Origin of the sequence: Luminiphilus syltensis NOR5-1B (genome assembly GCF_000158175.1) — a bacterium.
Lineage (GTDB): Bacteria > Pseudomonadota > Gammaproteobacteria > Pseudomonadales > Halieaceae > Luminiphilus > Luminiphilus syltensis.
The window spans coordinates 605,051-630,032 of the sequence record NZ_DS999411.1 but is presented as its reverse complement, the minus strand read 5'-3'; the positions used below and the strand labels follow the sequence as shown (position 1 = coordinate 630,032).

General features: G+C 57.9%; 26 protein-coding genes. 17 read left to right on the top strand and 9 right to left on the bottom strand.

The features are described 5' to 3' along the window. Nucleotides 1-2: 2 nt before the first annotated feature. The 8 genes from mrdA (at nt 3) to NOR51B_RS02785 (ending at nt 8,732) form a co-directional block, all read left to right on the top strand. The gene (gene mrdA, locus NOR51B_RS02820; protein ID WP_009020122.1) at nt 3-1,850 is read left to right on the top strand and encodes a penicillin-binding protein 2; all 1,848 of its coding nucleotides are present in this window, start codon (nt 3-5) and stop codon (nt 1,848-1,850) included. Next, complete coding sequence (gene rodA, locus NOR51B_RS02815) at nt 1,843-2,982, top strand: rod shape-determining protein RodA (protein ID WP_009019093.1); 1,140 nt, start codon at nt 1,843-1,845, stop codon at nt 2,980-2,982. The genes mrdA and rodA overlap by 8 nt, the downstream gene beginning before the upstream one ends. 87 nt (nt 2,983-3,069) lie before the next feature. Further along, a complete protein-coding gene (gene mltB / locus NOR51B_RS02810) occupies nt 3,070-4,065 on the top strand; it encodes a lytic murein transglycosylase B (protein WP_009021080.1) in 996 nt (331 codons plus the stop codon). After that, on the top strand, nt 4,062-4,835 hold the full coding sequence (locus tag NOR51B_RS15835; RefSeq protein ID WP_081443877.1) for a septal ring lytic transglycosylase RlpA family protein: 774 nt from the start codon (nt 4,062-4,064) through the stop codon (nt 4,833-4,835). The genes mltB and NOR51B_RS15835 overlap by 4 nt, the downstream gene beginning before the upstream one ends. Nucleotides 4,836-4,901: 66 nt before the next feature. Further along, entirely contained in the window at nt 4,902-6,047 is a 1,146-nt protein-coding gene (locus NOR51B_RS02800; protein ID WP_009018881.1) for a D-alanyl-D-alanine carboxypeptidase family protein, read from the top strand. A gap of 2 nt (nt 6,048-6,049) precedes the next feature. Further along, entirely contained in the window at nt 6,050-6,319 is a 270-nt protein-coding gene (locus NOR51B_RS02795) for a YbeD family protein (protein WP_009020885.1), read from the top strand. Nucleotides 6,320-6,323: 4 nt separating this feature from the next. After that, a complete protein-coding gene (lipB, locus tag NOR51B_RS02790; protein ID WP_009021204.1) occupies nt 6,324-6,944 on the top strand; it encodes a lipoyl(octanoyl) transferase LipB in 621 nt (206 codons plus the stop codon). Between the two features lie 42 nt (nt 6,945-6,986). Next, a complete protein-coding gene (locus NOR51B_RS02785) occupies nt 6,987-8,732 on the top strand; it encodes a carboxypeptidase regulatory-like domain-containing protein (RefSeq protein ID WP_009019298.1) in 1,746 nt (581 codons plus the stop codon). Here the strand turns inward: NOR51B_RS02785 and NOR51B_RS02780 are convergent. From NOR51B_RS02780 to NOR51B_RS02765, 4 genes are read right to left on the bottom strand one after another with little or no spacing between them, the layout of a single operon-like run. Then, nucleotides 8,718-9,992: a hypothetical protein gene (locus NOR51B_RS02780; protein ID WP_040481646.1), complete on the bottom strand. Its 1,275-nt coding sequence runs from the start codon at nt 9,990-9,992 to the stop codon at nt 8,718-8,720. The genes NOR51B_RS02785 and NOR51B_RS02780 overlap by 15 nt on opposite strands. A gap of 20 nt (nt 9,993-10,012) precedes the next feature. After that, entirely contained in the window at nt 10,013-10,426 is a 414-nt protein-coding gene (locus NOR51B_RS02775; RefSeq protein WP_009020430.1) for a hypothetical protein, read from the bottom strand. A 9-nt stretch (nt 10,427-10,435) separates the two neighbouring features. Further along, nucleotides 10,436-10,765, bottom strand: a complete 330-nt coding sequence (locus NOR51B_RS02770) for a hypothetical protein (protein WP_009021708.1) — start codon at nt 10,763-10,765, stop codon at nt 10,436-10,438. Nucleotides 10,766-10,768: 3 nt separating this feature from the next. Beyond that, nucleotides 10,769-11,239 carry a hypothetical protein gene (locus NOR51B_RS02765; protein WP_009020167.1) on the bottom strand — a complete coding sequence of 157 codons (471 nt, stop codon included), beginning with the start codon at nt 11,237-11,239 and terminating at the stop codon, nt 10,769-10,771. 333 nt (nt 11,240-11,572) lie between these two features. Between NOR51B_RS02765 and NOR51B_RS02760 the strand changes: the two genes are divergently transcribed. Beyond that, a complete protein-coding gene (locus NOR51B_RS02760) occupies nt 11,573-13,156 on the top strand; it encodes a peptide chain release factor 3 (RefSeq protein WP_009019339.1) in 1,584 nt (527 codons plus the stop codon). Here the strand turns inward: NOR51B_RS02760 and NOR51B_RS02755 are convergent. The 5 genes from NOR51B_RS02755 to NOR51B_RS02735 all read right to left on the bottom strand — a co-directional run bounded on the left by NOR51B_RS02755 (nt 13,153) and on the right by NOR51B_RS02735 (nt 18,354). Then, entirely contained in the window at nt 13,153-13,638 is a 486-nt protein-coding gene (locus tag NOR51B_RS02755) for a glutathione peroxidase (RefSeq protein WP_009021498.1), read from the bottom strand. The two genes, NOR51B_RS02760 and NOR51B_RS02755, sit on opposite strands and share 4 nt — an antisense overlap. A 54-nt stretch (nt 13,639-13,692) precedes the next feature. Continuing rightward, nucleotides 13,693-15,036, bottom strand: a complete 1,344-nt coding sequence (locus tag NOR51B_RS02750) for a glutamine synthetase family protein (protein WP_009019306.1) — start codon at nt 15,034-15,036, stop codon at nt 13,693-13,695. An 87-nt stretch (nt 15,037-15,123) separates the two neighbouring features. Beyond that, entirely contained in the window at nt 15,124-15,963 is an 840-nt protein-coding gene (locus NOR51B_RS02745) for a helix-turn-helix transcriptional regulator (RefSeq protein ID WP_009018982.1), read from the bottom strand. A gap of 53 nt (nt 15,964-16,016) precedes the next feature. Next, nucleotides 16,017-16,637: a lytic transglycosylase domain-containing protein gene (locus tag NOR51B_RS02740; RefSeq protein ID WP_009019218.1), complete on the bottom strand. Its 621-nt coding sequence runs from the start codon at nt 16,635-16,637 to the stop codon at nt 16,017-16,019. A 34-nt stretch (nt 16,638-16,671) separates the two neighbouring features. Then, on the bottom strand, nt 16,672-18,354 hold the full coding sequence (locus NOR51B_RS02735; protein ID WP_326544566.1) for a proline--tRNA ligase: 1,683 nt from the start codon (nt 18,352-18,354) through the stop codon (nt 16,672-16,674). Nucleotides 18,355-18,606: 252 nt separating this feature from the next. Between NOR51B_RS02735 and NOR51B_RS02730 the strand changes: the two genes are divergently transcribed. From NOR51B_RS02730 to ybgC, 8 genes are all read left to right on the top strand, one after another. Then, complete coding sequence (locus tag NOR51B_RS02730) at nt 18,607-19,026, top strand: HU family DNA-binding protein (RefSeq protein ID WP_009018866.1); 420 nt, start codon at nt 18,607-18,609, stop codon at nt 19,024-19,026. Between the two features lie 351 nt (nt 19,027-19,377). After that, on the top strand, nt 19,378-19,698 hold the full coding sequence (locus tag NOR51B_RS02725) for an FmdB family zinc ribbon protein (protein ID WP_009021733.1): 321 nt from the start codon (nt 19,378-19,380) through the stop codon (nt 19,696-19,698). A 34-nt stretch (nt 19,699-19,732) separates the two neighbouring features. Beyond that, nucleotides 19,733-21,523: an aspartate--tRNA ligase gene (gene aspS, locus NOR51B_RS02720; RefSeq protein WP_009019846.1), complete on the top strand. Its 1,791-nt coding sequence runs from the start codon at nt 19,733-19,735 to the stop codon at nt 21,521-21,523. A gap of 11 nt (nt 21,524-21,534) precedes the next feature. Next, complete coding sequence (locus NOR51B_RS02715) at nt 21,535-22,278, top strand: YebC/PmpR family DNA-binding transcriptional regulator (RefSeq protein WP_009021311.1); 744 nt, start codon at nt 21,535-21,537, stop codon at nt 22,276-22,278. Between the two features lie 64 nt (nt 22,279-22,342). Further along, nucleotides 22,343-22,873 carry a crossover junction endodeoxyribonuclease RuvC gene (gene ruvC / locus NOR51B_RS02710; RefSeq protein ID WP_009019656.1) on the top strand — a complete coding sequence of 177 codons (531 nt, stop codon included), beginning with the start codon at nt 22,343-22,345 and terminating at the stop codon, nt 22,871-22,873. Next, nucleotides 22,870-23,493 (top strand): Holliday junction branch migration protein RuvA, encoded by a 624-nt coding sequence (gene ruvA, locus NOR51B_RS02705; RefSeq protein ID WP_009018979.1) that lies wholly within the window; start codon nt 22,870-22,872, stop codon nt 23,491-23,493. The genes ruvC and ruvA overlap by 4 nt, the downstream gene beginning before the upstream one ends. Then, a complete protein-coding gene (gene ruvB, locus NOR51B_RS02700; protein ID WP_009019710.1) occupies nt 23,490-24,548 on the top strand; it encodes a Holliday junction branch migration DNA helicase RuvB in 1,059 nt (352 codons plus the stop codon). Before ruvA ends, ruvB begins: the two co-directional genes overlap by 4 nt. Then, complete coding sequence (gene ybgC / locus NOR51B_RS02695) at nt 24,545-24,970, top strand: tol-pal system-associated acyl-CoA thioesterase (RefSeq protein WP_009019249.1); 426 nt, start codon at nt 24,545-24,547, stop codon at nt 24,968-24,970. Before ruvB ends, ybgC begins: the two co-directional genes overlap by 4 nt. Nucleotides 24,971-24,982: the final 12 nt, after the last annotated feature.

Genomic DNA, 24,982 nt, shown 5'->3' with positions numbered 1-24,982 from the left:
GCATGCTCGGTGAGCGCGATTCCCTGCGGGACACAGGCCGCGAATCAAGCATCAATACCGGCCGGGTGCTGCTGGCAGGGTTGTTGGTGACGGCCCTGATGGTCGGGCTGGTTGCCCGGTATTACTCGCTTCAGATCACCAACTACGAGCAGTTCCTCACCGAATCCGATCGCAACCGCGTCCGGCTCGAGCCGATTCCACCGACCCGTGGCCTGATTATGGATCGCAAGGGTCGACTGCTGGCGACCAATAAGCCCTCGCATCGTTTGTCGATCGTGATTGAGCGCGCCGATGACATCGATCGACTGCTCGATCGACTCGGCGAATTAATCGTTATTGAACTTGAGGACCTGGCGCGATTCGAATCGCGACGACATCGCCGCAGGCCCTACGAACCGGTGCCGCTCAAGCTGCAGTTGACCGATACCGAGCAGGCAATAATCGCGGTCAACCGCCATGACCTGCCCGGGGTGACCATTGAGGCGCAATTGACTCGCTATTACCCGCACGGTGACTTGCTCAGTCATGTCGTGGGTTATGTCGGACGTATCAATGAGCGCGAAGCCGCTCGCATTGATGCGGCGAATTACAGCGGCACGCTCCATATTGGCAAGGTCGGTCTGGAGCGGCGCTATGAAGCAATCCTGCACGGTCAGGTCGGTTACCAGAATGTCGAGGCCAACGCGCACGGACGCGTTCTCCGCGTGCTCGACAAACAACCTCCAAAAGACGGTGCGATCCTGCGGCTGCACCTCGATCTCGATTTACAGCGCGCCGCCTACGATGCGCTGGGAGAGCAGCGTGGAGCCGTCGTGGCAATGGACCCGCGAACCGGCGGTGTTCTGGCCTTGGTATCCAACCCCGGCTTTGACAGCAATTTATTCGTGAACGGCATCAGCAGTCGCGATTATGCGGCTTTGCGCGATTCGCCCGACACGCCGCTTCTGAATCGCGCGGTCCAGGGCCAATATCCGCCGGGCTCAACGGTAAAGCCCATGCTGGGGCTTGCCGGGTTGAAACTCGGACTGGTTACCCCCGAGAGCACCGTACCCGACCCGGGTTGGTATCGGATTCCGGGAGATTCTCGTCGCTATCGAGACTGGATATTGCGTATTCGTGGCACTGGTCACGCTCCCGAGGTCGATCTCAAGATGGCGATCGCAGAATCCTGCGACGTCTACTACTACGATCTCGCCCGGCGTATGGGTATTGACCGACTCGCACAGTCCCTCAAACCTTACGGATTTGGTGAAAAAACGGGAATCGACATTACCAGTGAAAAGGCGGGCATACTGCCCAATAGAGAATGGAAGCGGGGTTATCTGGGGCAGCCCTGGTATCCCGGTGAAACCCTGAGTGCAGGGATTGGTCAGGGCTATATGCTCGCGACGCCGGTGCAACTGGCCCAGGCCACCATGGTACTGGCCAATCGGGGGACAAGTCGTGTCCCGTCGCTGGTGCGTCGAATCGACAACCAGCCCGTGGGGTTCCTGCTGCGAAAGCCGCTGACGGCGTCAGAGAAAGACTGGTCTGCGGTGATCGCCGGCATGATGGATGTGGTGCACAGTCGCCGTGGAACGGCGCGAGCCATCGGCAAGGGCGCGTCTTACACGATCGCCGGAAAAACGGGGACGTCCCAGGTCATCGGCATCGCGCAGGACGCGGTTTACGACGAGGATGCCATCGCAGAGCGACATCGCAACCACGGTTTATTCGTTGCCTTTGCCCCGGTGGACGATCCCGAGATTGTGGTGGCAGTGCTTGCTGAGAATGGAGGTGGCAGTAGTGCCGCTTATCCGGTCGCACGAAAGGTCATGGACGCCTGGTTCGGAGGTATTGCCGATGGCTGATTACGAGCGGTCTCTACCGGGCTCAGAGCGCGATTTTTCTCGACGTAAAACCGTGCTGCAATTCCTGCACATTGATGCCTACCTGCTAATCCCTCTGCTGGCGCTGGTCGCCGGTGGCCTGGTGGTGCTCTATAGCGCGTCTAATGAGCACGTCGATACCGTAATGCGCCAGGTGCGTAATTTCGTGATCGGTTTTATTGTCATGTTGGCGGCGGCCCAGATCGGTATCGAGACCTACCGGCGATGGGCGGTGGTATTCTATGCTATGGGCCTGATGCTATTGGTGGCGGTACCCTTTTTCGGCGTGGGTGCCAAGGGTGCGCAGCGTTGGCTGGATCTATCTGTTATCCGTTTTCAGCCCTCAGAGATTATGAAGTTGGCGATGCCACTGATGATTGCCTGGTGGTTCAGTCGCTACACGATTCCTCCTCGGCCCCTGCCTCTGATCGGATCTTTGCTGCTTGTCGCATTGCCCGCTGGACTGATTGTGATCCAGCCCGATCTGGGCACTTCACTGCTGGTCGCCGCCAGTGGCCTTTTTGTTATTTTTATGGCTGGTATCAGTTGGCTTTACATCGGGGGCGCTGTCGCGCTCTTTGTCGCCTCCGCGTGGCCGGCCTGGCTGTTTCTGCTGAAGGATTATCAGAAGCAGCGTATTCTGACGCTGCTCGACCCCGAGTCCGATAAGCTGGGTGCGGGCTGGAACATCATCCAGTCTAAAACCGCCATTGGCTCCGGGGGATGGAACGGAAAGGGCTGGCTTGAGGGCACGCAATCCCACCTCGATTTTCTGCCTGAAAGCCAGACCGACTTCATCATTGCGGTGCTGGCGGAGGAGTTTGGACTGCAGGGCGTACTGGCACTACTCGGCGTTTATCTGCTGCTGGTATTGCGCGGCTTCTGGATTGGCCTGCATGCCCAGAGTGCATTCGGTCGGCTACTGGCAGGTGCCATTACGCTCACATTTTTCGTCTATATATTCGTCAATATGGGTATGGTTGCAGGCATACTCCCGGTGGTGGGTGTGCCGCTGCCGCTAATCAGTTTTGGCGGCACGTCGGTGGTAACACTGATGCTCGGTTTTGGCGTCCTGATGGCAATCAGTACCGAGCGGCGCATTATCGTGCAATGACAGCCGTGCAATGACAGCCGTGCAATGACAGCCGTGCAATGACCGTACTGGAGTATTGGGCAGTAAGTGAAGGATAAAGGAGTCAGGATGAACTATCGGGTACTAACCGTGACGGCCACACTGGTGTTTGTGCTCGGCTGTGGTGCTTCGCAGCGGTTGCTGGCTGGAGACTATGCCTCCCAGCCCGCCGGTGTCGCTGTGGTGGATGCGGCGGTTGCCGAGGGTGTGGATCGAGAGTGGGCGGAGTCTGTCATCGCCGCGGCGTCACGCCAGCAAAGCATCCTCGATGCCATGTCGCGCCCGGCTGAAAAAACCAAACCCTGGCACGAATATCGCGATATTTTTATGACGCAGAAGCGGATCGACGCGGGGGTGGAGTTCGCCGCCCAACACGCCGATGTGTTGTCGACGGTCGCCGCTGATACCGGAGTGCCGGTGGAGATCATTACGGCCATTATCGGTGTGGAAACCTACTACGGCCGTATTGCCGGGAGTTATCGTGTGGTCGATGCACTGGCGACATTGGCATTTGACTACCCCAAGCGGTCCGAATTTTTTACGTCCGAGCTTGAAAATTTCCTGGTTCTAGCCTGGGAATCAGGTAAGGATCCGCTTCAGCTGAAAGGCTCCTATGCCGGAGCGATGGGTTTCGGTCAGTTTATGCCGAGCAGTTACCGGGCGTATGCCGTGGATTACGACGGTGATGAGGTCATCGATATCTGGGAAAACCCGTCCGACGCCATCGCCAGTGTGGCCAACTACTTTATCGAGCACGGCTGGCGGGCAGGGCGAAAAGTGGTGGTTCCCGCCTCCGGTGATAAGGCGTCCCCCGAGGTGTTTGGCGGTGGGTTGAAGCCTCGTTTCACCGTATCCGAGCTTATTGAAATGGGCTTCGAGCCGCTCGGTGAGGTGTTCGTCGATGACGCCGCCACAGCGATGAAACTTGAGGGTAAGAACGGACCGGAGTACTGGATGGGATTGCATAATTTCTACGTCATCACCCGGTACAACCACAGTTCGATGTATGCATTGAGTGTCTGGCAACTGAGCGAAGCCATTGCCGAGGCGATGCGGTCCCAGTGAGGTCAATCACGCTAGTACTGCTGATGTTGATGGCAGCCTGCGGTGGCGCACCGCCAGGGGATGACGGCGTCAGTGATGGTACGCCGCCACCGATCGATCCCGCGATGGTGGCCGACGCCGTTGTGCGTCCCGATCCAATCCGGCTGTCGGGGAATATCAGCCCTTACACTGTGAATGGCCGTACTTACACCGTGCTTGATTCCGCAGCGGGCTATCGCAAGAAGGGTACGGCCTCCTGGTATGGCACAAAATTCCACGGTCGCAGGACGTCCAACGGCGAGATTTTCGATGTGTATGCGGCGACGGCCGCACATAAAACCCTGCCCATACCAAGCTATGCCCGCGTCACTAACCTGGATAATAACCGCAGCATGGTCGTCCGGGTAAACGACCGTGGACCGTTTCACGACAATCGAATCATCGATCTCTCCTATGGCGCTGCGGTCAAGCTGGGATTCGCCAACCAGGGCACAGCGCCGGTCATCGTTGAGGCGCTGTCGGTGGTAGGCGCGGAGGATCGACGGTTTAGTGAGGACGGTGATTACCGTAACCTGCAGATCGGTGCCTACTCGAACAAGGCATCGGCAGAAAAGCTCGCCAGCGGCATTGCCACAGTGATTGAAACACCGGTGCAGCTGAGTCCTGTGGATGGCCCTCATGGTAGGCTCTATCGGCTTCGCGCCGGGCCATTCAGTGATGCAGCTGCACTGGCGCAGGCACAGGCAGCGCTTCGCGCGGCGGGCTTTCCCGAGGGTCAGCCGTTACCGTGAGTACGCGTTTTGTCGCTAACTCAAGTCAACCTATAATTCATCCACATCCAGTTAATGAGAGTCAGAATGCTGCGATTTGTAATTTTGATGATGTTCAGCACATCTGTTTTGGCGTCGTCCGTTGTTCCGGCACCACCGAGTATCGCCGCAGACGGCTATCTGCTAATGGATTTCCATTCTGGTGAGGTGCTGGTTGAGCACAATGCCGACGATGTGCTTCCCCCCGCCAGCCTGACCAAAATGATGACGGCCTATATTCTCGCCGAGGAGATCGACGCGGGTCGGCTGTCGTTATCCGACGAAGTGCCGGTCAGCCGCACAGCGTGGTCACAAAATCCCACTTTTCGAGGATCGTCACTCATGTGGATCGAGCCCGGTAAGACGGTGACGGTAGGAGAGCTGGAAAAAGGCATCGTGATCTCCTCAGGCAATGACGCCACTGTGGCGATCGCAGAGCATATCGCGGGATCCGAAGAAGCCTTTGCGGGAATGATGAACCGCTACGCCGAGATTCTGGGTATGACGGCGACCCACTATGTGAACAGCCATGGACTGCCCAACTCTGCGCACGTGACCTCAGCCAGAGACCTTGCCACACTGGCGGCGGCGATTATTCGCGACCATCCCGAGCGATATAAAGTCTATAAACAGCTTTCCTTCACCTACAACGACATCACCCAGTACAACCGCAACCATTTGCTGCGTGACGACCCTTCCGTCGACGGACTGAAAACCGGCTACACCAGTGTTGCGGGCTACGGACTGGTGGCGTCTGCAGAGCGGGATGGCATGCGTTTGATATCGGTGGTCATGGGCAGTAACAGCACCCGCTCGCGCAAGGCAGAAACCCGTTCTCTGCTGAATTATGGCTTCCGCTTCTACGAAACGGTACAGCCCGTGGTTGCCAACGTCGCATTGGCCAGTACCCGTTTGTGGAAAGGGCTTGATGATGCCGTCGCAGGAGGGGTTCTTGAATCCAGCGCAATGACTATTCCCCGGGGCAGTGCACAGCCCGAAGTGGTCGTGACCTTTAATGAGCCGATTGAGGCGCCCCTGTCTCGGGGTGATGTCATCGGTGAGGTCGAAGTGCGAGTCGCGGGCGAGGCTGTGGGTCGTGAATCGCTGGTTGCCCTGGCCGATGCGCCGGAAGCTGGATTTTTTAAGCGACTCTGGGATGCATTGACACTCTGGTTCACCGGACTTTTTAAGTAATCATGTCGCCTCAGGATCCGCCCAAGATAGAGTTTCCCTGTCCCTACCCGATCAAGGTGGTGGGGCGCGCCGGGGAAGCGCTCGAAGTAGCCATTATCGAGATTTTTACCCGTCACGCCGATGATTTTGACCAGTCACTCATGCAGGTCAGGGCCAGTCGAGCCGGTACCTTTGTCTCCATCACTATCGTTATAGAGGCCACCGGTAGTGACCAGTTATCGGCTCTGCATGAGGATTTGATGGCAACGGGCCTGGTTTCGATGGTGATTTAGTCCTGTGAAGCTGCGCCGGCTGGGGCTCGTCGAGTATCCGTCTGTCTTTGAGCAGATGAAGGCGTTCACCAAAGCGCGGGAGGCGGATGCCGAGGATGAACTCTGGTTGCTGCAGCATCCACCCGTGTTCACCCAGGGTATCTCCGGAAAGGAAGAGCACATTTTGGCGCCGGGTGACATTCCCGTTATCCAAATTGATCGCGGCGGCCAGGTGACTTATCACGGACCGGGCCAGTGGGTGGTTTACCTGCTTATCGACATTCGCCGTGCCGGTATCGGTGTGCGGCAGCTTGTCACGCTGATCGAGGGATCGGTTATCGATCTGTTGGCGGGCTTCGGCATCAAGGCCGAGGCGGACCCCAAAGCCCCCGGGGTTTATGTCAACGGTGCAAAGATTGCGGCACTGGGGTTAAAGGTCAGTAAAGGGTGCAGTTACCATGGCGTGTCGTTGAATGTGGATATGGACCTTGAGCCGTTCCAGCGTATCAATCCCTGTGGCTACCAGGGGCTGGCGGTAACGTCGGTGCGACAGGAAATCGGTAGCGAGATTCCGACATTGCCCGTCGTCGGAGAGGCACTTCTGACCGCCCTGGCCGACGGCGTCGCCGCGGCAGTCGCCCGGTAACGGGCAATGTGCGGTCGATTCTTAATGCAGAGGGGGTGCTCCATGGTGAAGCGGGTAGTCAAACGAGGAGTCAGGACCAGCGGCGGTTTGGCTGCACTGATGCTGTTACTTTTCAGCGTGCCGGTGTTGGCCTCCCTGTCAGGCTCCGTGATCAACGCGGATGCAGACCCCCTCGAGGGTGTGGTGGTCAGCGCCACGGAACCCGACAGTGGTATGACTGTCTCGGTCAGCACTGACAGCGATGGTCAATTCGTATTTCCAACGGATCGTCTGAGCGAAGGTGCTTATGAACTCTCGATTCGCGCGGCGGGTTTCGAATGGGCCCAACCGGAAAACAGACGTGTCGCCATTCCCGCGGAGGGCTCTTCGCTCACCATTACCGTGAGACCAGTGACCGATCCGGAGGTGCTGGCCTCCCAATTGACGTCGCTGGAGTGGTTGAACAGTTTTCCCGGTTCGACAGCAGATAAGGATTTACTCACCCGCAATATGGTCAATTGCGCGTTTTGCCATTCCCTGGAGCGAATCGCCCGGTCGAACCATGATGCGGACGGTTTTATGAAGGTCATCCAGCGGATGAAAACCTACGAGACCGATCACTCCTCATCGGTTCGGATTCAGCGGGTTGCAGAGCCCGAGCCCCTGGAAGGGCTCGCCTGGTACGGACGCGATGCCCGGGCGATCTCGGAGTACCTGGCAACGGTCAATCTCGCGGGTGAAAAAACAGGCTGGGACTATCCGTTGCAAACACTACCGCGGCCTGCCGGCGCGGGTACCCGCGCTGTGGTTACTGTGTTCCCGATCCCGCGACCGGCCAGTGTTGTTCACGATCTGGACGTCGATGCACAGGGTAATGTGTGGTACGGCAATACCGGCTGGGATTACCTCGGTAAGTTGAATCCTACCACCGGTAAATTTTCGGAATGGCCAGCACCCAACTTTTTGCCCCCGGCTGCCGGCGAGGGCGTTGATCGAATCGTTGGTGTGCAGGATATCCAGGTCGATCCTCAAGGTAAGGTGTGGGCCGCGGTCATGGGCAATAAGCACGCCGCTTTCGATCCAGAGCTTGAGCGTTGGCAGGTTTTTGACCTGCCGGTCATTTGGAAAAATCCCTTTCTCGGTCCCGTGCGTGACGACGAGGTGATGCTCTGGGGATCGGGTATCACCCAGCCTCCCGAGGGCGAGGAGCGCTACGAGCATGCCTTTGCCCTCAATACCGCCACCGGAGAGTTGAGTAAAGGCATTGCGCTTTTCGCTGGTCTGCCGTCGCCGACCTCACCGACCCACGCGGATCGTCTCAATTACTGCTACATGTTCGATCAGGATGAGGCCGGCGATTTTATCTGTACCGCCTCAGAAACATCGGCGATTGTTCGCGCAGGACTCGATGGGTCCGTAGAGCGAATACCCACACCGACCCCCCATGCCTACCCACGTCGGGGTTATCGCGATGACAATAACCGCTTCTGGTTTTCCGAGTTTTTTGCCGATCGCGTCGGCATGCTCGATCTGGCCACCAATCAGATCACAGAATTTCCCTTGAGCCCGCGCTATATCTCACCGTATTTTACCCGCCCTGATCGCAACGGCCACATCTGGATTTCGAGCACGGGCTCCGATCGACTGTTGCGGTTAATACCCGAGACCGGCGAAGTGGTGTCCTATCTGATGCCGGTGTACTACGACGCGCGCAAGGTGGTCCTCGATGAATCGGCGCCGCAGGTGACCGTTTGGCTGCCCAATAAAAACGCCGCTGAACTGATTCGGGTTGAATTACTGACTGACTGAATCGCGGTTGTCGACGGGTTTTGTCTCCCCGGCGATCCAGCGCTGATGACCGTGGGCGATCGACCACAATCCCTGTGTTCCCAGCCGGCCCGGTAACGTCGGCAGAGCGTTGGGGCGACCACGGGTCACCTCGGTCGCGCCTTGCGCCGGATAGCCTGCTCGCAGATGGCAGCTCATGCAATTAGCGCGCAGTCCGTTGCCCTCACCGGAGTCGGTGAACACCGCGTCGAACCACGGATTGAAGCAGATATTGGGACCACCATCGGGTTCTCTAGGGTAGATGGGGTCGGTGGTCAGGTCGCCGCGATAATGCCGCCAGGGTGTGTGTTCCTCCAGTACGCCGTGGTTACTGCGGTCGAGATCGGGTTGCCACCAAAAGGTGCCCCAGATCCCTGCATCCAGCCCCGCGTGCATAAAGTGGAATCCCACCAGCCCAAGGTAATCTCCCTCCCGAAGCGGGCGTCCCAGGGCAATAGTCGCAGCCATTGCGAACGTGGGGCTTTGCATCAGTTGCAGCGACTGTTGGCGACTCAACGGCGTGCGATATAGCGTATTGGGTGGCAGACGACGGCTCGGGTCAATGCGCCGACCCGCAAACTGGGCCACCGGATCCGCGTTACGCGACGCCTCGTTGTCCCCCGATAGCAGGGCGATCTCAGGCCAGTTCAGATAACTATTGGCGCCCTGAGACCGATGCCGCTGCCCGGGGTTCCAAACGGGTATGGGTGTATCCCGATCACCGGCAATGGGCCACCATGCGGTCATAATGGCCACGGCGTCGGCGGGTAATGACGGTAGCGGCCTTGCTTCGCGGTGCCGGTTTGTTGTGGCGTTGGGTTGGTCAAGCTGCTCCTTGCGCAGGTAGCCGGCGAGCGCCCGGTTGTAATGAATAAAGTGAATCAGCGGTCCGCCGGTACCTCCGTGGCTGATCGCCAAACGTTCGCTATTGGTGATGACTGGCGGGCCGGGAAACGACCTTCTCTCGGCACCAGGCAGCGCCGGTTTATCGACGAAAAGGTCGGCTTCGGTCGGCCAACTGAGGAAGTCAGGCGGCGTCTTCTCGACAAACGCCTGCAACCATCGCCGAGTAATCGCTCGCTGATCCCGCCTCAGCGTGTCTGCAGCATCCCCCGTGGTCGCGCTACTCTGAAACGCTGCCGTATCCTGAATCAACGCTGTAAAAGGCGCCTCGCCCTCGGGTAAGGGTACAAACTCTGCTGCGGAAAGTGTCGGGCACAGCAGGAGCCCAACCGCAAACACGGCGACTCGTGAGTGTCGGATCATCGCTGTAGACGGCAGGTGATTTCCACCGGTGTTACCGCCCGGCCGCGGGGGAGTCTGCGATATACCTTTGACTGCGGATAATCACTATGGGAGCAGCGCGCCGCCACTTGCTGCGGGGTGATGTCGGTGGGTAACTCGAGTCGAAATCGCCCCCCCGCATCGGTTACCGCGACAAAATCGAGGTAATCGGTAGCCACCACGATCGTCGCACCGTACACGTAGCCACCAGACGCATTCTTTGCGGCGCCAAAATAAACGTTGGCGGGCTGCTGGGAGTCGCGGTCATAACTGAGGTAGTCGCCGTAGATTTGCGCGTATCCCGTACTTGGTGCAGCGCTGCAACAGCCCAGCAGAACACAGCCGAGAGCGGCGGATCGTTTTGCAGGTGCCAGTGACAAGAGATCGAGCATGGCGTGATTCTACAGCAGGTAAAACAGCATCAAAGCGGCCGTCGCGACCATCGCAATTACCGGTATAAGCGCAAGCGAAAGCAATAGTCCGTTCGAGAGCGCGAGGGTTTGCCGAAATCGGATAAAGCCCTCGAGTAGTACGGTCGATAGGACGGCAAACAAGGCGGCGCTGGCGAGCAGCCCGTACCAGGGCATAACGGGGCCCGCGGCGTCGGTGGCCAGCGTTAGGGTCCACTGTCCCTCCAGCGGGTAATAGTAGAACAATGGCCGCTCAACGCCGAGGGCAATGGCATAACCGATACACCAGAGTGCAGAAAACAGCGGTATTCGCGGCGACACCGGTTATAGCCCCCTGAAATTGTTGAGCACATGCCCGACGATAAAGTTGAACCAGACGACCACACTGAGGCAGAGCGTGAGGACTAATTTGGGTTGGCGCATTGCTGCGCTGCGCCAGGATTGTACGTAAAACGGCAGCAGGCCCAACCCGAGTGCAGCCCAGTGCTCCTTGATTTCAAACAGAGCGATGGCCCACGGTAGTTGCATTTCGGCGAAGGCGACGCGGACATCGAGTCGGTAGGTGGGGTACAGCACAGCGCCTATCGTGAAGGTAATCAGGTAGCACACCACGACCGCGGTGACCATGAGTCGGCCATTGATAGCGCTGTAATGACCCATAAAGCCCGCTGTTGGCTCGATTGAGCGATCATTGCTTTCCGGACGCCTGCGCAGCAGCGACGCGCTTTGGTGGGTAAGTGCACCCAGCAAAAGCACCGACAGCAGTCCGTGTAGCAGTAGTAGTAAAATAATCACCGGTTGAGGGTTATCCGCTCCTGACGCCCTCCGTGAGGGTAGGTAGAAACAGCAGGCAGAGCAAGACGCCCCGGATATTCGTCCATTTCCGACCGCTTGTGTATATTTAACCCGTTTTTGTAGCCGGCACTGGCACAGCAACGGCGATCAGATTAGGTGAGTCGGGCGCTATCGACTTACAATACGGCGTTGATCGATGCCGGTTTTTCGCATTCCCAGGGTCACTCTGAAGAGTAAGGGCCAACGGGTAAGCGTCGACCGACAACGTACGTGATCGCTGCGGTTTTGCCGCGCCGTATCCTGCAATAGCGATTCAACCAAAAGACCTTCTCAATGACCGATCAGAATTTACTCAACGAAATCAGTCGTCGTCGCACGTTCGCGATCATCTCGCACCCCGATGCGGGCAAGACGACAATTACTGAAAAGCTACTGCTTTTGGGTAGTGCGATTCAGGTGGCGGGTTCCGTCAAGGGCAAACGGGGGCCTCACGCCACCTCTGACTGGATGTCCCTGGAGCAGGAGCGGGGCATTTCAGTGACCTCCTCCGTGATGCAGTTTCCCTACCGGGACCGGGTTGTCAATCTCCTCGATACGCCGGGGCACGAGGACTTTTCCGAGGACACCTACCGCACCCTCACCGCCGTCGATTCCGCATTGATGGTGATTGACGGTGCCAAAGGTGTGGAGGACCGGACCATAAAGCTGATGAATGTATGCCGATTGCGCGACACACCGATTATCGGCTTCGTTAACAAGCTTGACCGCGATATCCGTGACCCCATTGACCTGCTCGACGAAATCGAAGCCGTGCTCGGTATCGAAGCGGCACCGGTCAACTGGCCCATCGGTATGGGGGGCTTTCTCAAGGGGGTTTACAACCTGTATACCGATACGCTGCATCTGTTCCAGCCGGGATCGGGTAGTAGTCTGCCGCCCGATGAGCGGATACAGGGGCTTGAAAGCGATGAGGCCAAAGCGCTATTAGGGGAGGATTACGACGATTTTTGTGATGAGATAGAGCTGGTGCGCGGTGCCAGCCATGTGTTTGATCTCGAAGCGTTTTTGTCCGGGAAAATGACCCCGGTGTTCTTTGGGACGGCCCTCGGTAATTTCGGCGTTCGCGAAATGCTGGATAACTTTGTCGAATGGGCACCGCAACCCTTACCGAGGCCCACCCAGTCGCGACAGGTCGACGCCACCGAATCGCCGTTCAGTGGTTTCGTATTCAAAATCCAGGCAAATATGGACCCCAAACATCGCGATCGCATCGCGTTCCTACGGATCTGTTCCGGTCGTTATGAAAAGGGAATGAAGATCCGTCATACCCGCATCGGTAAAGATGTAAAAATAGCGGATGCCGTGACCTTCAAAGCGGGCGAGCGAGTGCTGGTTGAGCAGGCGTTGTCCGGCGATATTATCGGACTGCACAACCACGGTACGATTCAGATCGGTGATACCTTTACCACCGGCGAGGAGTTGCAGTTCACCGGTATTCCCCATTTCGCCCCCGAGCTGTTCCGTTTGATCCGACTCAAGGATCCCATGAAGATGAAGGCCCTGCAAAAGGGGCTTCAGCAGCTCTCAGAGGAGGGTTCCACGCAGGTGTTTTCTCCGCTCAGTTCGACCGATTTGATCGTGGGTGCCGTGGGGCAACTGCAGTTCGACGTAGTGGCCTATCGGTTGCGGGACGAATACAAGGTCGAGGCGATTTACGAGCCGGTCAATATCTACACCGCGCGCTGGATCGATGCCGAAGACCCCAAAAAGCTCGAAGAATTCAGGAAAAAGGCCGCCGATAATCTGTCCGAAGACGGTGGCGGCTTTCTGACGTATCTCGCGCCAACCCGGGTCAATTTAACGCTGATGCAGGAGCGTTGGCCCGATATCCTGTTCCGCGAAACCCGGGAACACTAGGCCTCGAGCAGGGCTTCGATGTCCTTGGCGATCGATGCAGGCTTGTCTTTTGATGCGTAGCGCTTGACGACCTCGCCATTGGAATTGACCAGGAATTTAGTGAAATTCCACTTGATCGACTTGGTACCCAGTACGCCCGGTGCCTGTTCTTTCAGGTGCTCGTAGAGCGGATGGGCATCGGATCCGTTGACGTCGATCTTGGCGAACAGTGGGAATGTTGTGCTGAAGTTTAAGCTGCAGAACTCGACGATCTCTTCCTCGGTACCCGGTTCCTGATTACCAAACTGATTACAGGGGAAGGCGAGGATTTCGAAACCCCGGTCGCTAAAGTCACTTCGTAGCGCCTCGAGCCCCTCATATTGCGGGGTAAAGCCGCACTTGGAGGCGGTGTTCACGATCAGCAATACCTTACCCCGGTAGTCGGCCAGGTTGACGTCGCTGCCATCGGCCGTTGTTGCGGAAAAGTCGTAGATATCGCCCATGATTCTCTCCTTAATGCGTATGGCAAGCATATACGCAGGGAAGGTAGGGGGGGTTCAGATTTCCAGGTAAGTTTTGAGCTCGAATTCGGTGACTCGACTGCCGAATTCGGCCAGTTCCTGACGCTTGGTGAGGGCGTAGATCCGCTGAAACTGAGGGCTTAGGAAGTTGGCTATCGCCTCGGAGCTGCTGAAGCGGTCGATGGCGTCCCCCATCAGCGTTGGCAGCGTATCGCCCTCGGGCTGCTGGTCGTAGGCATTACCCGCTATGGGTTCGGGGGGCTCATTCTGACTGTCGAGGCCCTTCAGGACGCCGGCGAGCACTACCGCGAGTGTCAGGTACGGGTTGGCGTCGGCGCCGGCGACGCGGTGTTCAATGCGTTTCGCCTGGTGTGGCCCGGCGGGGATACGGACGGCTGTGGTGCGATTATCCATACCCCAGGCGGGAAAGGTTGGCGCATGATTCCCCGGCTGGAACCGGCGGTACGCGTTGTAGCTTGGCGCGAACACCAACATGCTGTCGGCCATCATGTCCAACGCACCGCCAACGGCGTGGCGCAAGTGCTGGCTTCCGGCATCGGTGCCATCGTTAAAAATATTGTTGTTTCGCTTGTCGAGCAGGCTGCAATGGACGTGCATACCATTACCCGGGACATTATCCATCGGCTTGGGCATAAATGATGCAATCAGTCCAAAGCGCTTGGCTATCGTCCGTATTCCCCGCTGCATTTTAATAATATGGTCGGCGACCTGCATGGTCTTAGCACTGTGGGCCATATTGATTTCAAACTGGCTGGGTGCGGCTTCCTTGATGATGCCTTCATACGGAAGGCCCTGTACTTCAAACAGCGCGCGCAGGGCATCGAGCATCGGCTCGACGCGATCAAGCTCATTCAGGGCGTAGAGATTCCCACCCACGTCGTGCTTTGAAGCCATAGTATCGCTCAGCAGCCCTTCCTTACCGGGGTCTGGCAACAGGCTGAACTCGAGCTCAACGGCGACGCAAGGGCGCAGGCCCATGCGTCTGAATCGATCGATGACCCCACTCAGAACCTGTCGAGGGTCACCCATAAAAGGGGCGTGCTCTTCGTCGGTCATTGTCATGAGTAGCTGCGCCTGATTCACCCCATTGGGTCCAAGGACCGGGGTCAGTGAGCCGGGCACTGCCATGCAATAACCGTCCATATCGCCATTTTCAAAGGCCAGTTCGGGGACATCGCGACCCCAGATATCCAGTGCCAATGCCGACTTCGGCAGTTTCAGGCCGCTACGGGTTACGGTGTTTAACTTGGTTTTGGGTATCCACTTGCCTCGGGCAACGCCATTGCAGTCCGTGATCAGTGCTTCGACCATGGTTACCGCCGGGTAGGCTTTGAGGAACAATTCGACTTCGCGGTCCATAGGACGAATACCGGGGATAGAATAACCTTCCTATTCTGGGCGTGGGGGAGCCGCAGGACAATGCCCTGAATGGGGCACGGCCGGGGCTCAACCCATGTAGATTTTCAGTGGGTCCTCGCCTCCGGCCTGGCCGATAAACGGCATGGTATTGATAAATAGTGAGAACAGATCCGCCTGGGAATTTACATCGAGCTTGCCGTAAATGGACTTGCGGTGTCGGCGTACGGTTTCGACTGAAATGCCCAGGCGCTCAGCGGAAGTCGCGGTGCCATAACCGCGTAGCATCAGCTCCAGCACCTCCCGCTCTCTCCCGCTGACGTAAGAAGCACCGAAAGAACTGAAGGCGATGTCAATCTGGTGGTCAATGCCCGGCTTAAGGAGGTTGCGAACCGCAAAATCATCGCGCAGACAGTGCGACTTTATCACTGCGGCAACGGGCTCGGCGAGTGCGTAGAGCAGGTCGTATTCGTCCTGGGTGAACGGCCCCTGCTGGGGGAGCCGCATCACACAGAGATTGGTCACGCTACCGCCATCGAGGCGCGACAGAAACATGACCTCGTCGACGGTATCCGTGTCCTGATAGTAGTCGCGGTAGTAACCCGAGTCAGGTAGTTTGCCTGAGGTCAGGGTACCCAGGCGGTAGATATGGCTGCGCGGACTCGCGATCGAAGTCTGGTAGAAGGGGTCTTCCTGATAAGGTCCCTCCAGGTAGCGATCAATCTGCAGTTTTACTGCCCGCTTGGGAATGTCATGACTGAGAATCTGTGGTGGCAGATCACGATGGTATAGCCAGGCCTGGGGGTAGGACAGCTTCACCTGAGTCCGCAGCGCCTCAAAAAGCGTCGGGAAGAAATCGTCGGTACCCAGAGTTTCAATGACCCGGGCCAGATCAACGTTCCATCGATTCAGTGTTTTGAGATCGACCAAAAACTGCCCCTCACTCTGCTCCGTCGAGTCTTGGTTCGTTGTTAGTAGTGGCGCTACCAATCCAGCGGCAGGGTCCGCCACCGATTCGCCCAGGCGCGGTATACCTTATCACTGTATCGATGACTGCCCAGCGAGCCATTGTAGGCGGCGAGTGCCCGGCGCAGGTTGCCCGACTCCCGCTGCAGATAGTATTGCAGGATTCGGCAGCCATAATTGAGATTAGTGGTGGTTTGCGTCAGGTTATCGTCATCGCGACCAATTTCATTTTTCCAAAAGGGCATGACCTGCATAAGGCCTTGTGCGCCCACCCGTGAAATGGCAAATCGATCGAAGCTGCTCTCGACTTCGATGACCGCGAGGACCAGCTCGGGTGGCAATTCACTTTGCGTTGCCGCGTGGTGCACCTCGCGAAGCAGCGCCAATCGCTCCTCGGGGGTGTCGATAAAGGGGGTCAGGCGATTTTGCATATCAAGCAGCCAGACTTCTGCGTCAAAGCGATCCTCAAAGCTGTTCGCATCGCGGATGGTGTGACTCAGAAATTCGCGCAGGGCGGCGCGGTCATCGATCGGTTCTGGCTGCGCCTGTGCAAGCCCGAGGAGCCACTGGCCTAAAAAGAACAGCAGCAGCGTCCCCGGGCGCTGTCGCAGGCCGTGTTTGAGAGCGAAGCTGACCATGCTCAGCCGTCGGCCAGTAAGTCCTTGATCGTCACTAGGGCTTCTGCCAGGGGGGTGTTACTGCTAATACTATCCGAACGGGCGCTGTATCTCCACCACCCTTTCTTGAGCGAGCGATCGCCAATGGTGACTCGAACGGGGATGCTATGAGCTCCATCTCGGCAAACTTGACGCCGGGACGTTGATCCCGATCATCCATAAAGACATCAATTCCCGCTTCGACACACGCGCTGTAGAGATCTTCCGTGGCGTCCGCGACGGCTTGGGATTTACCCATATTGAGCGGCACCAGGGCGACGGTGAAGGGCGCCATACTGACGGGCCATATAATCCCGTTGTCGTCGTTATTCTGCTCGATCGCGGCGGCAACAATCCGTGTGATCCCGATGCCATAACACCCCATCGCCATCGCGGTACTCTTGCCGTTTTCATCGAGCACTTCGGCCCCCATGGCTTCGCTGTATTTGGTGCCAAGCTGGAAAATATGGCCGACCTCGATGCCCCGGCAGATTTCCAGGCTGCCCTCTCCGCAGGGGCTGGGATCACCGGCAACGACTTCGCGCAGATCGGCGGTTTCGAAGTTACCCACATCGCGGTTCCAATGAGCTCCTGTCAGATGGAAGCCGTCCTCATTCGCGCCACAGGCGAAGCTGGCGAGCGCAGCGGCGGCGTAATCCACAATGATGCGGGTGTCGAGGTCCACCGGCCCTAGCGAGCCAAATCCGGCGCCTGCGCGGGCGCGGACGACTGCTTCCTCGGCCATCAATAGTGGCTCCGCAACACCGGGTATCTTCTCCGCCTTGATATCGTTGAGCCGGTGATCGCCCCGTACGACCAGGGCAATCAACTCCCCCTCGGCTTCGCCGGCAACCAACAGCGTTTTGACGGTCTGCTCCATCGGTAAGTGATGGGCATCCACCAGTTGTGCGATGGTCGTGACATTGGGCGTCGCGATTTTTTCCAGTGCCTCACTGGCATCAGCCACCGGCTCTGCCGCGGGCATGGTGGGTGCGAGTTCGACATTCGCCGCGTAGCTGCTGGTGTCAGAAAAGGCGATGGCATCTTCTCCCGAGTCGGCGAGGACGTGGAACTCATGGGAGTGGTTACCACCAATCGACCCCGTGTCCGCTTCCACCGGCCTGAACGCGAGGGACAGGCGATTGAAGATGCGGCTATAGGCGTCGTGCATGCGCCAGTAGGTTTCCTCCTGCGATGCCTGGTCGACGTGGAAAGAGTAGGCGTCCTTCATGATGAATTCGCGGGAGCGCATAACACCGAAACGAGGGCGCACTTCGTCCCTGAACTTGGTTTGTATCTGGTAAAGATTCAGGGGTAATTGCTTGTAACTCTTGATCTCACTGCGGGCGAGCGCTGACACCACCTCCTCATGAGTCGGTCCCAGGCAGAACTCCCGGTCGTGGCGATCCCGCAGTCGGGCAAGCTCCGGTCCATACTGCTCCCACCGGCCAGACTCCTGCCAGAGTTCCGCGGGTTGCACCACTGGCATGGTAATTTCGAGCGCCCCTGCGTTATTCATTTCTTCCCGCACCACCGCTTCAACCCGGCGCAACACTCTGAGTCCGAGTGGCATCCATGTATAAATTCCTGCGGCAATGCGACGAATCATTCCCGCCCGCAGCATCAGCTGGTGGCTGATAATTTCAGCATCGGAAGGCGTTTCTTTCAGAGTGAAGAGTGGAAACTGAGACGCGCGCATGGAGAGCTCCATAAATGGGAATGCTCTATTCTAATCGCCGTTCCACTCTGGCGGCCAGAAACCTTGCCGCTTTGATTTAAGAACCGTGAAAAGCTATAAAAATAGCGATTTTTTGTTGTTAACTGGCAAAAAACCCTTGTTTTATAGTGTTGAGTGGTTTTTAATCGCTCGAACTGTACGGAAATGGCAGTGGTTTAGGCACGTTCCGACGGTTGACAATCTTCGGGCAACCCAAACAAGGTGAGATAGCGCATGGCAACGAAAAAGAAAGTAGCGAAGAAAGCACCCGCCAAGAAAAAAGCAGCGGCCAAAAAAGCACCCGCCAAGAAGGCAGCGGCGGCGCCAGTAAAAGTGAAGGCGATCCGTGAAAAGATGACTAAGACCCAGATTGTCGGGTCGATTGCAGAGAGCACGGGCCTGAACAAAAAGCAGGTCGGTGATGTTCTCGGTGAGCTGGAAAGCCTGATCCAGGGCAGCATCAAGAAGCGCGCAGTGGGCGAGTTTACATTGCCGGGTCTGATGAAGGTCACCACAGTACGCAAGCCTGCTGTTAAAGCACGCAAGGGTATTAACCCGTTTACCGGCGAGGAGACCATGTTCAAGGCCAAGCCCGCCAGCACTGCGGTTAAAATTCGGCCGCTGAAGAAAATGAAGGAGTTCGCTAACTCCTGATCGCAGATCACCGGCCACTTCAGGTCGGTTTTCGCCGGGCCCGCTAGTTACGCGTAGTCGTTTAGAGAAGTATGTGTAGAGAGGGCCCGGTACTTCGTTCCCCGCCGTTGAGGTCGGTGTCTGGCCTCATTGCTATCCCTCCTGTCCCCGAAATTTTCTGATTCTTCGACTTCGAGATCCCGCCGCCAGACCGGTAAACACAACAATAGTCGCCGTTTAGCGACGCCGCCCCTTTACATTACTACTACTTTATTCGGCCCGGGCTTTGGGGTAGTCTCCGGCCCCTTGTTTTTCACCCTGACGCGCCTCATTTCTAGAAGCCCCCATGGGTGTTTTGAGGAGTCCCAGACCGTGCCTATTTATGAGTATCAATGCGGCCAGTGCCACCATTCACTGGAAGCCATCCAGAAAGTTGCTGACGCCGCGCTGACCGAGTGTCCGGAATGCGGAGCGCAGGCCCTGAAGAAACGGATCAGCGCCCCGGTATTCAGGCTTAAAGGCGGCGGTTGGTACGAAACCGATTTTAAGACCGGCAACAAGAAAAATCTTGCCGGTGAAAAAGGCGCAGACGGTGCCAAAACCAATACCGCCGAGAAGTCGGCCGGTTCGACGGAAGGTGCAGCCAAAAAGCCCGGGGCGGATGCCGCGGCGACGGCGAAAAGCTCCTCCTGAAACAACAGCCATTCTGAACGGACAGCGGATAACCATGCGCACCCATTATTGCGGCTCTATCGATGAGTCATTGATCGACCAAACCATCACCCTATGCGGCTGGGTTGACCGCCGTCGGGATCACGGCGGGGTCATCTTTCTCGACATGCGGGATCGTGAGGGCATCGTCCAGGTGGTGTTTGACCCCGATACCGAGGAGCATTTCGAGCGCGCTGACCGGGTAAGACCCGAGTACGTCCTGAAAATTACTGGCCGCGTTCGGGCTCGTAGCCCGGAAACCGTGAATCCCGCCATGGCGACAGGTGCGATCGAGGTTTTGGGGAAGTCCCTTGAAATTCTTAACGAGGCGGTCACCCCTCCGTTTCAGCTGGATGCGCATACCAGTGTCGGCGAAGACGTTCGGCTTAAGTATCGCTATATGGACCTTCGGCGCCCCGAGATGCAGTCCAATCTCATCGCACGGTCCAAGATTACCTACGGCGTGAGAGCCTTCCTCGAGGGGGAGGGTTTTCTGGACATAGAGACCCCCATTCTGACTCGGGCCACACCGGAAGGCGCCAGGGATTATCTGGTGCCCAGCCGCACACACCCCGGTGAATTCTTTGCCCTGCCGCAATCACCGCAATTGTTCAAGCAGTTGCTCATGGTGGCGGGTTTTGATCGTTACTACCAGATTGCCCGATGCTTCCGCGATGAAGACTTAAGGGCTGATCGACAGCCAGAGTTCACCCAGATCGATATCGAGACGTCGTTTCTCGAAGAGCGCGATGTCATGGATATCACCGAGCGCATGGTCAAGTCGCTGTTCCAGGATCACTTGGGCGTCACCCTCCCGGATTTTCCACATATGAGCTGGCACGAGGCCATGGACCGGTACGGATCGGACAAGCCTGACCTGCGTATCGATCTCGAGCTGGTATCGATTTCAGACCTGATGCAGGAGGTCGACTTCAAGGTATTCAGCGGTCCTGCAAAGGACCCCGAGGGTCGCGTGGCAGCGCTTTGCGTCCCGGGTGGCGCCACCCTGAGTCGCAAGGACATCGATGGCTACACCAAATTCGTCAGTATATATGGTGCCCGCGGCCTGGCCTGGGTCAAGGTCAACGACCGCGCCGCAGGGGTGAGTGGTCTGCAGTCACCCATCCTCAAGTTCATGCCCGATGCCGTGGTAGAGCAGCTACTTGAGCGGCTCGGTGCCGCCGATGGCGATATCATCTTCTTTGGTGCCGACAAGGCCCGGGTGGTCAATGAAGCTCTGGGTGCACTGCGCATCAAGGTCGCTGAGGACCTCGGTCGTGTGAGCGATGACTGGAAACCATTGTGGGTGGTGGATTTCCCCATGTTTGAAAACGACGCGGACGGTGATCTGACCCCACTGCACCATCCCTTTACCGCGCCGGCGTGCGATGTGGAAACCCTCAAGGCGGATCCCGCCAACGCCCTGTCCAGAGCCTACGACATGGTGCTGAACGGCAGTGAGATTGGCGGGGGCAGTATCCGTATCCACGATCAGGTCATGCAGCAGGCGGTATTTGATCTGCTCGGGATTGGCCCGGAAGAGGCGGAGGAGAAGTTCGGCTTCCTGCTGTCGGCACTGCAGTACGGAGCGCCACCCCATGGCGGGCTGGCTTTTGGTCTGGACCGGCTGATTACCCTGATGGTGGGCGGCCATTCGATTCGCGACGTGATCGCTTTTCCCAAGACCCAGTCTGCTCACTGCGTGATGACCGATGCGCCGGGAGAGGTCTCTCCAGCGCAGCTCAAGGAACTCAATATTCGTTTGCGCGGGTCTGACAAGAAGCCGGCCGACGACAGTAACGCCTGAGGGAGGGATACGTGGCAGGTCACAGTAAATGGGCGAATATCAAGCACCGAAAATCGGCCCAGGATGCCAAGCGCGGGAAGCTGTTTACCAAGCTTATTCGTGAACTCGTGGTTTCCGCCAAGCAGGGCGGTCCGCTGGTGGAGGATAACCCGCGGCTGCGCGCGGCGGTGGACAAGGCGCTCGGGGCCAATATGACCCGGGATACCATCGATCGTGCGATTGACCGGGGCGCCGGCAATACCGACAGCGAAAACATGGAAGAGCTGACCTACGAGGGCTATGCCGCCGGTGGAGTTGCGGTTCTCATTGAGGCGATGACCGACAATCGCAATCGGACCGTGGCCGAGGTGCGTCACGCGTTCTCCAAAAGGGGCGGCAATCTCGGCACCGATGGCTCGGTAGCGTATCTTTTTGAGCGCAAGGGTTCGATTAGCTTTGCACCGGGTGTCGACGAAGAGCAATTGATGGAGGTGGCACTGGAAGCCGGTGCCGAGGATATTGAGGGCCACGACGATGGTTCCTTCGACGTCACCACCCCCTGGGAAGACGTCGGCGCGGTAAAGGCGGCGCTGGTCGAGTCCGGTCTTGAGCCCGCCAACGCCGAGGTCACGATGATTCCCAGCACGACGGTGCCCGTGGATGTGTCAGGTGCTGAGACCGTGATCGGGCTGGTTGACATGCTCGAGGATCTCGACGACGTTCAGAACGTCTATACCAATGCTGATATCCCCGACGAGGTGCTGGACGCGTTGTGATCACCGGCGCGCATGACGTGAGGGCTTCTTTGCGTCAGAATGTGGCCATGCAACCGGCGCGACCATGACAGTCATACTCGGGATTGATCCCGGCTCACGAAAAACCGGATTTGGAATCATTCGTTTGGTATCCGGCCGCTCGACCTATGTCACCAGCGGTGTCATTCGGTTACCCGTGGAGGCCGAATTGGCGACCCGGCTGGGGGTTTTGTTTGCCTCGCTGAACGAGTTGATTGATGAATATCAGCCGACCGAACTCTCCATCGAGCAGGTTTTCATGGCCCATAATGCGGGTTCCGCACTGAAGCTTGGTCAGGCCCGTGGTGCTGCCATGGTGGCTTGTGTCCAGCGTGATATGGCGGTGCACGAGTATTCGGCGCGCCAGATCAAGCAGGCCGTTGTGGGAACCGGTGGCGCCGATAAACAACAGGTACAGCATATGGTGACGCGGCTACTGCAGCTCCCGGCGACGCCGGCGGAGGATGCGGCCGATGCATTGGCTGCTGCCTTATGTCATATCCACACACGCAGCACGCTGTTGCGCACCACCGCGACCCGCACTGCGGGCCGACGTTTACGCGAGGGTCGCCGATGATTGGTCGTATCCGCGGGATTCTCGCCGCCAAACACCCCCCTGAGATTGTTGTCGATGTGGGCGGTGTCGGCTACGAGATACAGGTGCCCATGACGACGCTCTTTCAATTACCGGATATTGGCACCGAAGTCAGTCTGGTGACCCATTTTGTGGTGCGCGAGGATGCCCAGCAGCTGTTCGGTTTCGTCAGTGAGGTGGATCGACGCCTGTTTCGCGAATTGATCAAGGTCAGCGGGGTAGGGCCGCGTCTGGCGCTGACCCTGCTGTCGGGCATGGACGCCCGGGAGTTCTCCCGATGTTTGCAGCGTGATGACGTGGCGTCGCTGGTCGCCTTGCCCGGGGTAGGCAAGAAAACCGCTGAGCGCCTGCTTGTGGAGATGCGGGATAAGGCGGGTAAGTGGCTGGGCGAACTGAGTCCGGAAATGGCGACGACGGTTGGCGTTGCCCCCGGTCCGGCTCCGGACGATGCCCGTGAAGAAGCCGAGCAGGCATTGGTGGCGCTGGGGTATAAACTGGCGGATGCCAGTCGATTGGTGGCTTCGGTGGATGATTCAGGCGCATCCAGCGAACAGCTTATTCGTCGCGCTTTGCAGGCTGCAGCACCGAGGAGTCAGCGGTGATAGAAACAGACCGGCTGATAGCGGCCAACCCCGAGGGCAGTAACGAGGAGGCCGTTGATCGGGCGATTCGACCCAAGACCCTCGCGGATTATCTCGGCCAGCGCGTGGTTCGGGAGCAGATGGAGATTTTCCTCAGCGCCGCGAAAGGGCGCGGGGAGCCATTGGACCACACTCTGATTTTTGGCCCTCCCGGCCTGGGTAAGACCACACTGGCCAGCATTATCGCCCATGAAATGGGGGTGTCGCTGAAGACCACCAGTGGTCCCGTACTCGAGAAGGCCGGTGATATTGCGGCATTGATGACTAATCTTGAGCCGGGCGACGTGCTTTTCATCGATGAAATTCACCGGCTTAGCCCCTATGTGGAGGAGGTGCTATACCCCGCCATGGAGGACTACCAGCTCGATATTATGATTGGTGAAGGGCCTGCGGCGCGCTCTATCAAGCTCGACCTTCCGCCCTTCACGCTGGTGGGTGCAACGACGCGGGCCGGTTTGCTAACGTCGCCGCTTCGGGATCGTTTTGGCATCGTACAGCGCCTCGAATTTTATGAGGTCGATGATTTGACGCGTATTGTTCTGCGGTCGGGGACCATTTTGTCGATTTCTCTTGATGAACAGGGCGCCCGGGAAATTGCACGTCGCGCCCGGGGCACACCCCGGATCGCCAACCGACTACTCCGGCGCGTCAGGGACTACGCCGAAGTCAAGGCCGATGGAGCGATCACCGCCGACGTGGCAGCCCGTGCTCTCGATATGCTCAATGTCGATCAGCTGGGTCTCGATCACCTCGATCGGCGTTTGTTGTTGATGCTGATTGAAAAATTCGACGGCGGGCCGGTGGGTATCGACAGTCTGGCCGCGGCCTTATCCGAGGAGCGAGGCACCCTCGAAGATGTGCTGGAACCCTATTTGATACAGCAGGGTTACATTATCCGAACGCCGCGGGGCCGAATGGTCACCCGCAATGCCTATGCCCACTTCGGTTTGCGGCCTCCTGAGGTCCCGGGCACCGCTGCACTGCCGCTGGAGCCCCTCGATGGGGAGGCGGAATGACGGGGGAATTTTCCCTGCCGGTCAGGGTCTACATTGAAGATACCGATGCGGGCGGCATCGTCTACTACGTTAACTATCTGAAATACTTCGAACGAGCGCGAACCGAGTTTATGCGTACGTTGGGTTACGACAAGGCGGCTTTGCTCGATGATGACCTGATGTTTGTGGTCACAGGAGTGAGTGTCGACTATAAACAGTCGGCTCGGCTCGATGATTGCCTTCAGGTGACGGCGTCGATAGTGAGTGCCGGTGCTGCGAAAGTCGTTTTTAACCAGAGTGTTCGCCGCGATGACGACGCCGTGCTCGCCGAGGGCACGGTGACCATCGCCACGGTGGCGAGGGAAGAAGGTGTAGCACGGCGCATGCCGGCGGAAATGCGCCGGACACTTAACAGGGCGGTGTCGGTGGGCGACAGCGACTAACAAGGGAGAAAC

Excerpts from the sequence above, each read along its gene's own strand:
- mrdA (WP_009020122.1), top strand. The coding sequence starts at position 3 with ATGCTCGGTGAGCGCGATTCCCTGCGGGACACAGGCCGCGAATCAAGC.
- rodA (WP_009019093.1), top strand. The coding sequence starts at position 1,843 with ATGGCTGATTACGAGCGGTCTCTACCGGGCTCAGAGCGCGATTTTTCT.
- mltB (WP_009021080.1), top strand. The coding sequence starts at position 3,070 with ATGAACTATCGGGTACTAACCGTGACGGCCACACTGGTGTTTGTGCTC.
- NOR51B_RS02800 (WP_009018881.1), top strand. The coding sequence starts at position 4,902 with ATGCTGCGATTTGTAATTTTGATGATGTTCAGCACATCTGTTTTGGCG.
- NOR51B_RS02795 (WP_009020885.1), top strand. The coding sequence starts at position 6,050 with ATGTCGCCTCAGGATCCGCCCAAGATAGAGTTTCCCTGTCCCTACCCG.
- NOR51B_RS02785 (WP_009019298.1), top strand. The coding sequence starts at position 6,987 with ATGGTGAAGCGGGTAGTCAAACGAGGAGTCAGGACCAGCGGCGGTTTG.
- NOR51B_RS02775 (WP_009020430.1), bottom strand. The coding sequence starts at position 10,426 with ATGCTCGATCTCTTGTCACTGGCACCTGCAAAACGATCCGCCGCTCTC.
- NOR51B_RS02760 (WP_009019339.1), top strand. The coding sequence starts at position 11,573 with ATGACCGATCAGAATTTACTCAACGAAATCAGTCGTCGTCGCACGTTC.
- NOR51B_RS02755 (WP_009021498.1), bottom strand. The coding sequence starts at position 13,638 with ATGGGCGATATCTACGACTTTTCCGCAACAACGGCCGATGGCAGCGAC.
- NOR51B_RS02750 (WP_009019306.1), bottom strand. The coding sequence starts at position 15,036 with ATGGACCGCGAAGTCGAATTGTTCCTCAAAGCCTACCCGGCGGTAACC.
- NOR51B_RS02740 (WP_009019218.1), bottom strand. The coding sequence starts at position 16,637 with ATGGTCAGCTTCGCTCTCAAACACGGCCTGCGACAGCGCCCGGGGACG.
- NOR51B_RS02735 (WP_326544566.1), bottom strand. The coding sequence starts at position 18,354 with ATGCGCGCGTCTCAGTTTCCACTCTTCACTCTGAAAGAAACGCCTTCC.
- NOR51B_RS02730 (WP_009018866.1), top strand. The coding sequence starts at position 18,607 with ATGGCAACGAAAAAGAAAGTAGCGAAGAAAGCACCCGCCAAGAAAAAA.
- aspS (WP_009019846.1), top strand. The coding sequence starts at position 19,733 with ATGCGCACCCATTATTGCGGCTCTATCGATGAGTCATTGATCGACCAA.
- ruvC (WP_009019656.1), top strand. The coding sequence starts at position 22,343 with ATGACAGTCATACTCGGGATTGATCCCGGCTCACGAAAAACCGGATTT.
- ruvA (WP_009018979.1), top strand. The coding sequence starts at position 22,870 with ATGATTGGTCGTATCCGCGGGATTCTCGCCGCCAAACACCCCCCTGAG.
- ybgC (WP_009019249.1), top strand. The coding sequence starts at position 24,545 with ATGACGGGGGAATTTTCCCTGCCGGTCAGGGTCTACATTGAAGATACC.